This window comes from Streptomyces sp. NPDC089424 (assembly GCF_044749345.1).
Lineage (GTDB): Bacteria > Actinomycetota > Actinomycetes > Streptomycetales > Streptomycetaceae > Streptomyces.
Genome location: NZ_JBIVHU010000005.1, coordinates 92,854 through 107,000 on the forward strand (window position 1 = coordinate 92,854; position 14,147 = coordinate 107,000).

Annotated in this window: 9 protein-coding genes; 3 read left to right on the forward strand and 6 right to left on the reverse strand. The window is 71.3% G+C overall.

The window, feature by feature from the left end:
* The first annotated feature begins 360 nt into the window (after positions 1-360).
* Positions 361-3,732, forward strand: coding sequence for an ALF repeat-containing protein (locus tag ACIP2X_RS23005; RefSeq protein WP_401676021.1), 3,372 nt, complete (start codon positions 361-363; stop codon positions 3,730-3,732).
* Between the two features lie 221 nt (positions 3,733-3,953).
* Here ACIP2X_RS23005 and ACIP2X_RS23010 read toward each other — a convergent pair whose 3' ends face one another.
* Positions 3,954-5,483, reverse strand: a complete 1,530-nt coding sequence (locus ACIP2X_RS23010; protein WP_401676023.1) for an aldehyde dehydrogenase (NADP(+)) — start codon at positions 5,481-5,483, stop codon at positions 3,954-3,956.
* Between the two features lie 149 nt (positions 5,484-5,632).
* On the opposite strand from ACIP2X_RS23010, the gene ACIP2X_RS23015 reads away from it, so the two are divergent.
* Positions 5,633-6,406 (forward strand): IclR family transcriptional regulator, encoded by a 774-nt coding sequence (locus ACIP2X_RS23015; protein ID WP_401676025.1) that lies wholly within the window; start codon positions 5,633-5,635, stop codon positions 6,404-6,406.
* A 103-nt stretch (positions 6,407-6,509) separates the two neighbouring features.
* Entirely contained in the window at positions 6,510-7,961 is a 1,452-nt protein-coding gene (locus ACIP2X_RS23020) for a peptidoglycan D,D-transpeptidase FtsI family protein (protein ID WP_401676027.1), read from the forward strand.
* 40 nt (positions 7,962-8,001) lie between these two features.
* On the opposite strand, the gene ACIP2X_RS23025 is transcribed toward ACIP2X_RS23020, so the two are convergent.
* The 5 genes from ACIP2X_RS23025 to ACIP2X_RS23045 all read right to left on the reverse strand — a co-directional run bounded on the left by ACIP2X_RS23025 (position 8,002) and on the right by ACIP2X_RS23045 (position 14,053).
* Entirely contained in the window at positions 8,002-9,459 is a 1,458-nt protein-coding gene (locus ACIP2X_RS23025; RefSeq protein ID WP_401676029.1) for an NCS2 family permease, read from the reverse strand.
* Positions 9,460-9,590: 131 nt separating this feature from the next.
* Entirely contained in the window at positions 9,591-10,952 is a 1,362-nt protein-coding gene (locus ACIP2X_RS23030) for an ABC transporter substrate-binding protein (RefSeq protein WP_401676555.1), read from the reverse strand.
* Between the two features lie 103 nt (positions 10,953-11,055).
* Complete coding sequence (locus ACIP2X_RS23035; protein WP_401676031.1) at positions 11,056-12,222, reverse strand: Gfo/Idh/MocA family protein; 1,167 nt, start codon at positions 12,220-12,222, stop codon at positions 11,056-11,058.
* The gene (locus ACIP2X_RS23040; protein ID WP_401676033.1) at positions 12,219-13,121 is read right to left on the reverse strand and encodes a carbohydrate ABC transporter permease; all 903 of its coding nucleotides are present in this window, start codon (positions 13,119-13,121) and stop codon (positions 12,219-12,221) included. The genes ACIP2X_RS23035 and ACIP2X_RS23040 overlap by 4 nt, the downstream gene beginning before the upstream one ends.
* Positions 13,118-14,053: a carbohydrate ABC transporter permease gene (locus ACIP2X_RS23045; RefSeq protein ID WP_401676035.1), complete on the reverse strand. Its 936-nt coding sequence runs from the start codon at positions 14,051-14,053 to the stop codon at positions 13,118-13,120. Before ACIP2X_RS23045 ends, ACIP2X_RS23040 begins: the two co-directional genes overlap by 4 nt.
* Between the last annotated feature and the right edge of the window lie 94 nt (positions 14,054-14,147).

Sequence of the window (14,147 nt, forward strand, 5' to 3'; positions counted from 1 at the left end):
GGCAGCCGCCTTCCCCGCTCTATGCCACCTTGGTTCCCCGTCTTTGTCCACTCCGCCAACAGCCGCAAAACGGGCGGCAGTTGAGGGCGAGTTGTGACCCTCGCCACACAACTCCAATGGTTGTAGGGACTCTTGCAAAGAAACGACAAAGAAGCCGTACCGCGCACTTCTCGGACGCATTTCGTTCGCGGCCCCAAATTGATTGCGCGTCGAACGCGCGTTGGTATGGTCACGTCATTGCGCAGGCAACGCATACGCCTCACGGGGGCCACACATGACTGCCCGGGCATGCGGGGGAAGCCTGCCGTGTCAGTGATCGCCGATCTGCCGCACCGGCAGAGACCACGAGGGCAATTTCCTATGCAGACGATTTTCTGGAGTCGCAGACGGCTCCTCGGCTCGCTCGCCGCCGTCACGGCCGCCGCCGCCACACCCCTGGCGTGGACGCCCGTTGCCCGCGCCGCCGGGACACCGGCCACGACGGCCGACCCGCTCACCCTGCCGGACACCGAGCGGGCGAAGGTGGTCAGGGCATGGATGACCGGAGGCCGGGCCACCAAGGCGGCGGCCGCGGACGCGCTCTTCGGCACCGACGCCGACATCCAGGTCTTCCTCGGCCAGACCCTGCCGAGGGTGACGACGGAGGACGACCGCGTCGCGATCGCCGGCTACCTGGCCCGTTCCGGCAAGGGCCTGCGCCGCGAGGCCACCGCCGCGCTCGACGGCGGTGACAGCACCGTCGCCGCCTTCCTCCAGGGCGGATACGAGTCGGCGCTCCTGGAAGACCTCCAGGTCGCCGCCGCCACCCTGTCGGCCACCGGCGGAAAGGCCGTACGGCGCGAGGCGTCCGCAGCCCTGGACACGGGCACGCGCGCGGCGCTGGAGTCCTTCCTGACCGAGGGTCAGTACTCCGCCCGCCTGGAGGACTCGCAGCTCCTGGTCGCCACCATGCTGGTCAACGCCGGACCCGAGGTGCGGAAGTACGCCGACCGCGCCCTGAACGGCACCGCGACGGACATCCAGTGGTTCCTCGACACCGGCCAGCACATCGCGCGTGCCCGCGACCAGGAGAGGGCGACCATCGAGGAGCTCGTCGCCGTCGTCGACCGGGAGGGCAAGCGCGCCCAGGCCGAGACGGACCTCGCCGTCGAGGCGTCCGAGCGGGCCCTGGCCGCCGCGGCCGAGGCGAAGAAGGCGGCGGAGAGGGCCGCCGCCGAGGCCGAGGCCGCGAAGGAGGACGTGCAGAAATCCGCCGCGGCGGCCCGGAAGGCGGCCGGCGCGGCCAAGGGCGCCGCGAACGCCGCCCGTATCGCCATCAACGCCTCCAACGCGGCCGTGAACGCCTCCCGCCGCGCCTCCTGGGCCGCCACGGCCGCCTCCCAGGCCGCCTCGGCCGCCGGCGGAGCCGCGTCCCGTGCCTACAACGCGGCCATCGCCGCTTCCAAGGACGCGGGCAAGACCCAGGCGGCCAAGGACGCCGCGGTCGCGGCCCGCAACTCCGCCGCCAAGGCCCGTACCGCGGCCAAGGCCGCCGACTACGCGCGGGCCGCCTGCGCCCAGTCCGTCGGCGCCAGTGCCTCGGCCGCCTCCGCGGCTCGTAACTCGGCGGCCGCCGCCACCGCCGCCGCGCAGGCCGCCGCCGCGTCCGGAGCCGCCCAGTCGCAGGCCGCCGAGGCCAAGCGCCAGGCCGCCATCGCCACCGCCGCCGCCAACCGCGCCACCAACGCCGCCTCCAGCGCGCAGGCCCTCGCCAACACGGCGGCCTCCGCCGCGCGCGTCGCCCGGGACGCCGCCAACTCCGCCGCCGCCCACGCCGAGAAGGCCGCCGACGCCGTCGACGAGGCCGTGGCGAACGCGGGCAAGGCCATCGACTTCGCGAACAAGTCCACCGCCCACGCCGGCGAGGCCGTCAAGGCCGCCGACACCGCCACCCAGGCCGTCACGGACGCCGTCGCGGTCGCCCAGGCGGCCCGGAGCGCCGAGCTGGCGCGCCTGGAGCAGGAGCGGCTGCAGGGCCTGGACGAGGCCCGGCTGCTGGCCGAGATCGAGACGGAGGAGCAGGCCGAGTACGCGAACAAGCGGGCGCAGGACGCGCAGACCGATCAGGCGATCAAGGACCTGATCAGCGCGGCCGAGAAGGCCCTGTTCACGGACGGCGACCTGTCGCTCGCCGCCACACTGGGCCGCAAGGCCGCCACCGGGCTGCTCGAAGCCAAGGGCGCGTGGACGCGGGAGGCCGCCCAGTTCGCGCTCTCCGGCAGCGACGACGACATGTTCTCCTGGATCGACCTCGACCGGGCGGTCGCCCAGAACCAGGACGACCGCGAGACCGTCCTGTACATCGCCCAGGTGTCCAACCCCGCCATCGCGGCGGCCGCGCACGCGGCGCTGGCCAGCGGCAGCTCCACGGCCGTGGGCGACTTCCTCACCTCCGGCGTGATCCGGGCCTCGCAGGACGACAACCGGGTGCAGATCGGGCGCATCCTCGACCAGAAGCCCGGCCGGGCCGTCACCGAGGCGGCCAACGACGCACTGGACAAGAACACCCCGGAGGCGTTGCAGGACTTCTTCGACCGCACCTACCCCGCCGCCGTCCGGGAGGACGACGCGGTCGAGACCGCGACCTCGGTGGCGAACGGAGGCGACTACACCAAGGCGTACGGGGACGTGGCCCTGGAGGGGCCGACGTGGATGCGCCGGAACTTCGTCCAGGTGGTGCAGTACTCCTCGGCCCAGCTCGACCACGACTCCGCCACCCACGTCGCCGCGATCCAGGGGGCGATCGCCGCCGCGGCCAAAACGGCCTACGCGGCGCAGCAGACCGCGGCACTGGCGTCGCAGGTGGCGGCGACCGCACGCAACGCGGCCGAGGAGGCGCAGGACTGGGCGGACAAGGCCATCGCCGCGGGGGCGAAGGCCGGCCAGTACTCCGACCAGGCCCGGCAGAACGCCGACGCGGCGGACAGGTCGGCCGCGGACGCGCAGACCTCCGCGAACAAGGCCTCGGCTGCCGCGTCGACGGCGCGCAGCGCCTCCCGCTCGGCGAACTACTCCGCGAACAGGGCCATCGACGCGGCCCGTTCGGCCCTGAACTCCGCCTACAGCGCCCAGGCGTCCGCGGCGAGCGCGCGCCAGTCCGAACTCGAGGCCGGCCGGGACGCGGCCACGGCGGCCGCGGCGGCGAACCAGGCGCGCGCCATCGTCGTCCAGAAGCGTCAGGAGGAGGCCCGCGAGGCCGCCCGCGAGGCCGCCGAGAAGGCGCAGGAGGACCGGGACAACGGCAGAAACCCGGCCGACAGCGGCACCCACGACGAGGTCAACGAGAACGGCAGTGGCGGAGACAACGACGAGTGGTACTCGGACGCCGGCTGGTGGGCCGACGCCTTCAACTACGTGAGCATCGGCGCGGGCTTCATCTCCGCCGGCCTCGGTGTCGCCAGCCTCGTCTTTCCCCCGTTCGCGGTCGTCGGTGTCCCGGCCGCCGCCGTCTTCGGCGGCATAGCCATGGGCGCCGGCGCGCTGAGCACCCTGTTCACCGGCATCGAACACGGCTTCACCAGCAGCGAGTTCATGTGGGCCGCGGGCGGCACCGCGCTGAGCCTGGTCACCTACGGCCAGTCCAGGTGGATCACCCCGGTCGCCAAGAGGGTGGCCCCCGCGGTGAAGCGGGTCGCGGAGGAGGGCAAGGAACTGGTCTCCTCGATCACCAGCGGACTGTCGTCGATGTTCTGACGGCCGTCCCGGCGTCCCGGGCGGCCGCACGGGTCCCCCGCCCGGGACACCACGTCGGGTCGCCGCTCGTCGAGGCCGACGGGGCAATCCGTGCTGCCGGCCACTGCCGCCCCGACGGCCGCCGGGCCGGCAGTGGCCGGATCCCGGGCCGTCCCGCCGCGCTCACGCGCGGCGCCGGGTGGCGTTCCCGCTTCGGCGCTCCTTCTCGCTTCGGCCTCGCTTCAGCGCTCCAGACGGCCGTTGAACCGCCGGGGCAGGCCCAGCGGGTTGTCGTCCCGCAGTTCCGGCGGCAGCAGCGCCTCCGGTGCCCCCTGGTACACGACCGGCCGCAGCCACCGCTCGATCGCCGTGCCGCCGACGGAGGTGGACGTCGAGGTCGTGGCCGGGTAGGGCCCGCCGTGGTGCTGGGCCGGCGCCACGGCGACGCCGGTGGGCCAGCCGTTCACCAGGACGCGCCCCGCGAGCGGCGTCAGCTCCGCGAGCAGCTCCGGTCCCCGCCCCTGTCCCGCGGCCTCCTCCGCCGACAGCTGCACCGTCGCCGTGAGGTTGCCCGGCAGCCGGGAGAGCACGGCCGTCGCCTCGCTCTCGTCCTCGTAGCGGACCACGACCGTCACCGGCCCGAAGCACTCCTCCAGGAGCAGGTCGTGCGCCCCCTCCCGAACCAGCTTCTCGGCCGGCACCGTCAGGAATCCCGCGCTGACCGTGTGCTCCCCGCCGGCGCCCGGCGTCACGGGCGACTCGACGCCGTCGAGCGCGGCCCGCTCGGCGACCCCGGCCACGAAGTTGTCGCGCATCCGGTGGTCCAGCAGAACGCCCGCCTCGGTGTTGCTGACCGCCTCGGTCAGCGACTTCACCAGCCGGTCCCCCGCCGCACCGGAGGGCGCGAGCACCAGTCCCGGCTTCACGCAGAACTGCCCGACGCCCAGCGTCATCGAGCCCGCGAGCCCGCCGCCGATCTGCTCGGCGCGCTCCTCCGCCGCCGCCTCGGTGACCAGCACCGGGTTCAGGGAGCCCAGCTCGCCGTGGAAGGGGATCGGGACGGGGCGGGCGGCCGCCGCGTCGAAGAGGGCGCGCCCGCCGCGTACCGAGCCGGTGAACCCGGCCGCCGCGACCAGCGGATGCCCGATGAGCTCCACGCCCGCCTCGAAGCCGTGGACGAGGCCCAGCACCGCGTCGGGTATGCCGTGCTCCCGGGCGGCCCGGCGCAGCACCTTGGCGACCAGCTCGGACAGGCCCGGGTGGTCGGGGTGGGCCTTGACGACGACGGGGCAGCCGGCCGCGAGCGCGCTGGCGGTGTCACCACCGGCGACGGAGAAGGCGAAGGGGAAGTTGGAGGCCGAGTAGACGGCGACGACGCCCAGCGGCACCTTGTGACGGCGCAGGTCGGGGACGGGCGGGGTGGCGGTGGCGTCGGGGTGGTTGATGACGACGTCCAGGAAGGCGCCCTCGTCGACGATGTCGGCGAAGGCCCGCAACTGGTAGCAGGTGCGGGCGAGTTCGCCCGTCAGCCGGACGGGGCCGAGCGCGGTCTCGGCGTCGGCGGTCTCCACGAGTCCGTCCCGCGCCGCCTCCAACTGGTCGGCGGCGGTGCGCAGGAAGGCGGCCCGGACGGTCCGGTCGGCGAGGGCGCCACGGGTGGCGTGCGCGGCACGGACGGTGGTGTCCACCTCCTGGGCTGTGGCCTCCACCGCAACCTGTTCCCGCTGCTTCCCGGTACGGGGGTCGACACTCCAGACTGGTGCTGCTGCCACCGGGGTCCCTCCAGATGTCTTGCCGCAGTACGTACGTGATGCACCACGTCACGGACCAGCGCTGTTCGATATACTGAACGCTGTCTCTGATCGTGAATACGAGGGAGACTATAACTCTGGTTTCCCGTCGAACGAAGGGGTCAAGGGCGATGTCGGCAGCCGAGACAGGCGGCGGGGCGCAGGTCAAGTCCGCGGTGCGGACGGTGGAACTGCTGGAGTACTTCGCGGGGAGTCCCGGCATGCACTCGCTGGCCGCCGTGCAGGAGGCCGTGGGCTACCCCAAGTCGAGCCTGTACATGCTGCTGCGCACCCTCGTCGAACTCGGCTGGGTGGAGACCGACGCCACGGGCACGCGGTACGGGATCGGCGTCCGGGCGCTGCTCGTCGGGACGTCGTACATCGACGGCGACGAGGTGGTCGCGGTGGCCCGGCCCACCCTGGACCGGCTGTCGGACGACACCACGGAGACCATCCACCTGGCCCGCCTGGACGGCACCAACGTCGTCTATCTCGCCACCCGTCAGTCGCAGCACTACCTGCGCCCCTTCACCCGCGTCGGCCGCCGGCTGCCCGCGCACTCCACCTCGCTGGGCAAGGTGCTGCTCAGCACCTTCTCCGACGAGCAGGTGCGCAAGCTGCTGCCGGAGACGCTGCCGGCGCTGACCGAGAACACCATCACCGACCGCGAGAAGCTCATCGAGGAGCTGCACCTGGTACGGGAGCAGGGGTACGCCGTCGACCGCGAGGAGAACACCCTCGGGCTGCGCTGCTTCGGCGTGGCCATCCCCTACCGCACCCCGGCCCGCGACGCCATCAGCTGCTCGATCCCGGTGGCCCGGCTCACCCCCGCCCACGAGCAGCTGGTGAAGGACGCCCTGTTCGACGCCCGCGACCGCCTGACGCTGGCCACGCGCAGGCTGTGACCGGCCCGGCCCGGCCGCCGTGCATCCCGTTTTCTGAGGAGCGGATGAGAAAACGGGACGGAAGGGAACGTTCCGGCCGGTGCCGCTCGTCTTCCACAGCGGAATGAACAGGACGATCAGGCGGGCTGCGGTCTTCACGCTGCTCCTGGTGCTGGTGCTGCTGGTCAGGGCCACCTGGGTGCAGTTCTACAAGGGCCAGGCACTCGCGGACGACAAGGACAACCGACGGAACGCGATCGAGCTGTACAGCGCGCCGCTCGGCAACATCGTCGTGGCCGGCGACTCGGTGACCGGCTCGGCCCGGACGACCGGCGGCGACCTCAGATACAAGCGGACCTACAAGGACGGCGCGCTGTACGCGGCGGTGACCGGCTACAGCTCACAGGTGTACGGCGCCACCCAGCTGGAGGGTGTCTACCAGGAGCTGCTGGACGGCACCGACACCCGGCTCAAGACCGTGATGGACACGGTCACCGACAAGCGTGCCGATCCCGGTGACGTGATCACGACGATCGACCCGGACGCCCAGCGGGCGGCGTACGAGGCGCTCGGCGACAAGAAGGGCGCCGCGGTCGCCATCGACCCGAAGACCGGAAGGCTCCTGGCGGTCGTCTCCACCCCGTCGTACGACCCGTCGGAGATCACCGCGGGCAACTCGGAGGTCTGGACGCGGCTCACCGAGGACGACGAGGACAAGCCGATGACCAACCGGGCGCTGCGCCAGCCGCTGCCGCCCGGCTCCACCTTCAAGCTGGTGGTGGCGGCCGCCGCGCTGGAGGACGGGCTGTACTCCTCGGTGGACGAGAGGACGAAGAGCCCCGACCCGTACCCGCTGCCGCAGTCCTCCAGCAACCTCACCAACGAGAACCCGAACGCACCCTGTGAGGACGCGTCGATCCGGGTGGCGCTCCAGTACTCCTGCAACAACGTCTTCGGCAAGATGGCCGTCGACCTGGGCCAGGACAAGGTCCGGGAGATGGCCGAGAAGTTCGGGTTCAACGACAGCGAGCAGGACGTGCCGGTGCGCGCGTACGAGAGCGTCTACCCGAAGGACATGGACAAGGCGCAGACCGCGCTGTCCGGTATCGGCCAGTTCGACGTGACCGCGACGCCGCTCCAGATCGCCATGGTGTCCGCGGCGCTGGCCAACGGCGGCGAGCTGGTCGAACCGCACATGGTGTCCAGGATCACCGACCACAGCGGCGACGTGCTGGAGGACTACGACGACAACGCCTCCCGCAAGGAGATCGTCAGCTCGAAGACCGCCGAGCAGTTGCAGTCGGCGATGCAGACGGTCGTCGAGGAGGGCACGGGGACGAACGCGCGGATCTCCGGCGCCACCGTCGGCGGCAAGACGGGTACGGCCCAGCACGGCGAGAACAACAGCAAGACGCCGTACGCCTGGTTCACCTCGTACGCCAAGTCCGACTCCTCGGACAAGGAGGTCGCCGTGGCGGTGGTGGTGGAGCAGTCGGACGCGGAGCGCTCCGAGGTCAGCGGCAACGGGCTGGCCGCGCCGGTGGCCAAGGCCGTCATGGAGGCCGCACTGCGGTAAGGGGGCCGGGGGGGGACCCAGCAGGGTCGCCCCCGCCTCGTCACCCGACGCCGAGGAGCTGCTCGATCGGGTCGATCGCGAAGTACACCAGGAACAGCGCCGAGGTCCCCCACAGCAGCCAGTGGACCTCCTTGGCCTTGCCGAGCACCGTCTTGATGACGACGTAGGCGAGGAAGCCCGCACCGATGCCGTTGGTGATCGAGTAGGTGAACGGCATCACGGCGATGGTGAGGAACGCGGGAACGGCGATCTCGTAGCGGTCCCAGTCGATCTGCTTGACCTGGGTCATCATCAGGAATCCGACGGCGACCAGCGCGGGGGCGGCCGCCTGGAGCGGGACGATGGTGAGCAGCGGGGTGAGGAACAGGGCGAGGGCGAACAGGCCGCCGGTGACGAGGTTGGAGAACCCGGTGCGTGAGCCCTCGCCGACGCCGGCCGCCGACTCGATGTAGGACGTGGCGGACGAGGCGGACGCGGCGCCGCCGGCCACGGCCGCCGCGCCGTCGATGAGCAGGACGCGACCGAGATGCGGGACCTTCCCGTCCTCGTCGAGCAGCCCGGCCTCGGCGCTGACGCCGACGACCGTGCCCATGGTGTCGAAGAAGTCGGACAGGATCAGCGTGAAGATCAGCAGCACCACGGTGACCACGCCGACGCCGGGCTCGCTGAACGCGCCGAACAGGTCGAAGTCGCCGATCAGGCCGAAGTCGGGGCTGTCGACGACCTGGTCGGGCCAGGCGGGTGTGGTCAGGCCCCAGGTCTTGATGTCGGCCAGGGAGTCGACGACCATCGCGACGACCGTCATGGTCACGATGCTGATCAGGATGGCGCCCTTGACCCGGCGGGCGAGCAGTCCGACGGTCAGCAGGACGCCGAGGCAGAAGACCAGCATCGGCCAGCCCGTGAGCGTGCCGGTGCCGCCCAGCTGAACGGGCACGGTGGTGTTCGCGGCGTCCGGGATCCGGCTAACGAAACCGGCGTCGACGAAGCCGATGAAGGCGATGAACAGGCCGATGCCGACGCTGATCGCCTGCTTCAGTGCCTGCGGGATGGCGTGCATGACGGCCTCGCGCAGGCCCGTCACCACCAGGACGCAGATCAGCAGGCCTTCTACGACGATCAGGCCCATGGCGTCGGCCCAGCTCATCAGTGGGGCGATCTGGAAGGCGACGACCGCGTTGAGGCCGAGTCCGGCGGCGAGGGCGAGGGGCAGATTGCCGCCGACGCCCATGACGACGGTCATGACGGCGGCCACCAGGGCGGTGGCGGTGGTGAGTTGGACGGGGTCGAGCTGGTGGCCGTACTTGTCCTCGGCGCTGCCCAGAATGAGGGGGTTCAGGACAAGGATGTAGGCCATCGTGAAGAACGTGGCGAGACCGCCGCGTATCTCCTGGCCGACGGTGGAGCCCCGTTCGGAGATCCTGAAGAACCGGTCGACCCCGTTCCCCGGCGCCGACGGCCCACTTGGCCGGTCGGTCGCCTTCTTCAGTTCGGACATGACTGAACTCCCTGACGCCTGAATGATCGATGTACGAACGCTGGCTGGATTGTTCCTACACCCGACCGCTTTCAGGTTTTCCCCGTGTTACGGAATCGGCTTCGTCCGACCTGCCGGGGACGGCCCGCGCACTAGCCCTTCTGCTGCCGCCACTCCTCCTGGGCCTCGTTCAGCTGTCCGGCGAGCGTGTCCAGGAAGTCCCGCGCGCTCATGTCGCCCAGCAGCACCTTCTGGAAGTTGGGCTCGTTGTCGGCCTTGGAGATGGTGTTCCAGTCCGGCAGGTAGTACGGCAGCTGCACGATCGTCGTGGAGCCGTCACCGAGCGCCTGCGCGGCCAGCTTCGTCGGCTCGGCCCGCGAGATCCACGCGTCCTTCGCCGCGCCGGTGTGCGAAGGCACCTGCCCCGCCGTCTCGTTGAACTTCGAGTTCTGCGCGTGCGAGGTCGCGAACTCGATGAACTTCCACGCCGCCTCCTTGTTCCTGGAGGCCTTGAACAGCCCCATGCCGTCGACCGGGTTGGACACCTGCACCCGCTTGCCCCCGGGTCCCGTCGGATGCGGTATCCCACGGAACTTCCCGACGCCCAGCGCCTTCACGTGGTCCTGGTACGAGCCCAGGTTGTGGTGGAGCATCCCGATCGTGCCGGAGTCCCACTGCGCGACCATCTTGGTGAAGTCGTTGTTGAGGTCGGCGGCCGGGGTGACCTTCTTGTACAGCCCGGCGTACTTCTCCAGCGCCGCTACGTTCCTCGGGTCGTTCACGGTGGTCCTCTCACCGCTCCCGTCCCAGAAGGACGTGATCCCCGACTGCCCGTACATCGCGTCCAGGGCCTGGGCGATCGAGCCCGCGCCGCCCCGGATGGTGTACCCGAACTCGTTCCTGCCCGCGGCGGTGAGCTTCCGCGCGGCCGCGTAGAAGGCGTCCCAGGTGGTCGGCTGCGGCAGGCCGGCCTTCTCGAAGAGGTCGGTGCGGTAGTACAGCACGCCGTTGTTGGCGGACGTCGGGATCGAGTAGAGCGTGTCCTCGGCGCCGCCCGCCGCCCTCAGCGAGGTGACCATGTCCTCGTTGAGCTCGCCGTCCAGCGACGATCCGGCGAGCCGCTCGTCCAGCGGCTCCAGCGCGCCCTGCGCCGCGAACCCGGCGATCATGGCGGCGCCGACACCGCCGACGTCGGGCAGTCCGCCGCCCTGGATGGCGGTGTCGACCTTGGACTGGTACTCGGTGGCGGCGATGCCCACGTACTCGACGTCGATGTCCGGGTGCGCCTTCTCGAAGTCGGCGATGATCTCCTTCCAGATGTCGGTGCGGACACCGCCGTTGTTGTCCCAGAAGACGATCTTTCCGGTGCCGCTGCCCTCGGCTCCGCCGTCGCCGCTCGCCCCGCCACCGTCGTCACCGCAGGCGGTGACGGTCAGCGCGAGCACGGCGCCGAGGACGACGACGGTCGGGGTACGACGTCTGCCGGTGCTGTGACTGCGGATGCTGATCTTCATCTTCATCGGTCGGCTCTCCTTGTGAGGGGGACGTCGGATGTCTCGGTCTTCCGGACCGGCGCGGCGGCCCGTTCGCGGCTGGGGTGCCCGTCGGCGTGGCCGGTCATCGGGTGCTCGCCTCGTGCGGGGCGGCCCAGGGCGCCGCGAGTTCCGAGTACAGGGCGAGGGTGTCGGCGGCGGCCTCGACCACCGTCTCGACGCCGGGCACGACCCGCCGGTGCCCGCCGGGCACGAGCCGCCAGGCGGCGTCGGGCAGCGGGGCCGGGTCGGGCGCCAGCCGGATCGCCTCCACCACCCGCATGAAGGCGCCCGTCGCGTCGGGCGGGGCGAGCAGCGCGCTCCCGGCGGTGAGGTGGCCGACCAGGTTCTCCAGCAGGTCGGTGCGGCCGTACACGTACTCCTGCGGGCCCTGGCCGACCCGCTGGAGCAGCACGCGGTCCTGCTTGTACCAGAAGGTGATCCGGCCCCGGCTGCCGTGCACCACGACGTACGGTTCGCGCGGCCGCTCGGCGCACAGGGTGGCGGCGACGGTGACCGGTCGGCCCTGGGCGGTGGTGATCCGGACGCAGGAGGTGTCGTCGGCCTCGATGGCGTTGGCCCGCCACAGCTCGGTGACGATCGTCTCGACGTCCTCGGCGCGGGCGGCCCCCGCCAGGGCGAGGGCGGTGGAGACGGCGTGCGCCAGCGGGTTGGTGAGGGCGCCGTCGACGACGTCGGCGCCGTGCAGCCGCCTCCGGCCCGCCCACGGCGCCCGCCGGTAGTACGCCTCGTCGCGTGCCCACGCCCCGGCCCCGCCGACCCCCTCGAGGGTGCCGATCGCTCCGTCGGCGATCAGTTCGCGGATCGCGGGCAGGGCGTGCGAGCCCAGCGACTGGAACCCGATCTGGCAGGCGACGCCCGCCCCGGCCACCCCGTCGGCCATCCGGCGGAACTCGGCGTAGGAGGGGGCCGGTGGCTTCTCCAGCAGGACGTGGACGCCCCGGCCGGCCGCCGTCAGCGCCAGGTCGGTGTGGGTGGGGATGGGGGTGCTGATCACGGCGACGCGGGCTTTGGTGCTGTCCAGCAGGGCGCCGAGGTCGGCCGACTGGGCGGGGGGTCCGGCGCCGAACTCCTCCTCGGTGAGGGGAGTCGGCTCACAGATGCCGACGAGTCGGACAAGGCCCTCGTCCTGGAGGCGGCGGATGTTGGCCAGGTGCCACCGGCCGTGGCCGCGGGCGCCGGCGAGTACTACGGGTACGGCGGGTACGGCGGTGGCACACACCTCGCTCATCCCTTCACCGCCCCGGCGCTGAACCCGGTGATCAGCCACTTCTGGATGAAGGCGAACACGAGCACCACCGGCACCGCGGCGACGATGCCGCCCGCGGCCAGGGCCCCCAGGTCGACGCTGTCCGCGCTCATCAGGGTGTTCAGGCCGACCGGGATGGTCTGTTTCTGCTGGTTGTTGAGGAACATCAGGGCGAACAGGAAGTGGTTCCAGGAGTGCACGAAGGCGAAGGAGCCGACGGCGATGAGGCCCGGCCGCAGCAGCGGCAGCACCACGACCCGGAAGGCGGTCAGCCGGTCGCAGCCGTCGACCCAGGCCGCCTCCTCCAGGGAGTACGGCACGTTCTTGATGAAGTTGCTGATCAGGATCATCGACAGCGGCAGCTGGAAGACGCTCTCCGCGAGGATGACGCTGCCCAGCGAGTTGATCATCCGGAGCTCGGCGAAGATCTCGAACAGCGGCACCAGCAGCAGCGCGCCGGGCACGAACTGGGAGCAGAGCAGGCCGAGCACGAAGACCCGCTTGACCCGGAAGTCGAACCGCGCGAGCGCGTAACCGCCGGCCAGGGCGACCCCGGTGGTGAGCGCCAGCGTGGCCAGGCCGACGTACACGCTGTTCTGGAAGTAGGTGCCGAAGCCGCGCTCGGTCCACACCTTCTCGAAGTGGTCGAGGGTCATCGGCCAGGGGACGAGGGAGGTGGAGCCCGTCGGGCGCAGGGCGAAGAGCAGGATCCAGTAGAACGGGACGAGGGTGAAGACCAGGTAGAGCGAGAGCGGCAGGTAGATCTGCCAGCGCGGGGCCTCGTCCCAGGCGCGGCGGCCGCGCCCGGCCGGACGCCGCGGCCCGGGCACGGTGCGCCGGACGGGCGGAGCGGCCACGGTGGCCTCGTCGAGGGTGCTCACCTGGCCTCACCTCCGAACTTGCTCAGCCGCAGATAGGCGATCGAGCAGAAGAGCAGGATCACGAACGCGACCGTGGTCAGGGCCGAGGCGTAGCCGAAGTCGTGGCCGTCGACACCGGTGTTGGCGACGTGGAGGGGAAGCGTGGTGGTCACGCCGGCCGGTCCGCCGCCGGTGAGGGTGTAGAGCAGGTCGACGTTGTTGAACTCCCACACCGCGCGCAGCAGCGTGGAGAGCACGATGGCGTCCCTCAGGTGCGGCAGCGTGATGTGCAAGAACTGCCTGAGCCGGCTCGCCCCGTCGACCTCTGCCGCCTCGTACAGGTCCTTCGGGACGGACTGGAGGTCGGCGAGGATGAGGATGGCGAAGAAGGGCACGCCGCGCCACAGTTCGGCGACGACCGCCGCCGGGAAGACCGTGGAGGTGTCCGACAGCCAGCTGGTGCCGTAGGAGCCGACGCCGAGATCCGCGAGGTATCGGGTGACGCCTGTCTGGGAGTTGTAGAGCAGCACCCAGATCACGGAGGTCAGGACGCCGGAGACGGCCCACGGGGAGAAGACGAGGGCCCGCCCGAGCGCGCGGCCCGCGAAGGTCTGGTTGACGATCAGGGCGAGGGCGAGCCCGAGGAGCAGTTGGAGCCCGACCTCGACGACGACCCACTGGGCGCTGAAGACCAGCGAGTCCCAGAAGACCGGGTCCTCGGTGAAGGCGTGGACGAAGTTGTCGAGGCCCGCGAAGCCGTTCCGCCACGGCTTGGTCGGGTTGTACTCCTGGAGGCTGTAGTAGAAGACACTGAGCACCGGGTACGCGATGAAGCCCAGCATCAGCAGGGCCGCCGGGGCGATCAGCAGATACGGCAGTCCGCGCGGCGTGGCGGAGGTACGGCGCCGCCCCGGTGGCGCGGGCGGTTTCGCCACGGCTGCGGCGTGGGCCATGACAGTCTCTCCGTTCTGGGTGGGGCGCGGTGCGGCTCGGTGAAGCGCTTTCCGATCATCGTTCGAGATCTCGACCGCACGGTGCCGCGGCCGG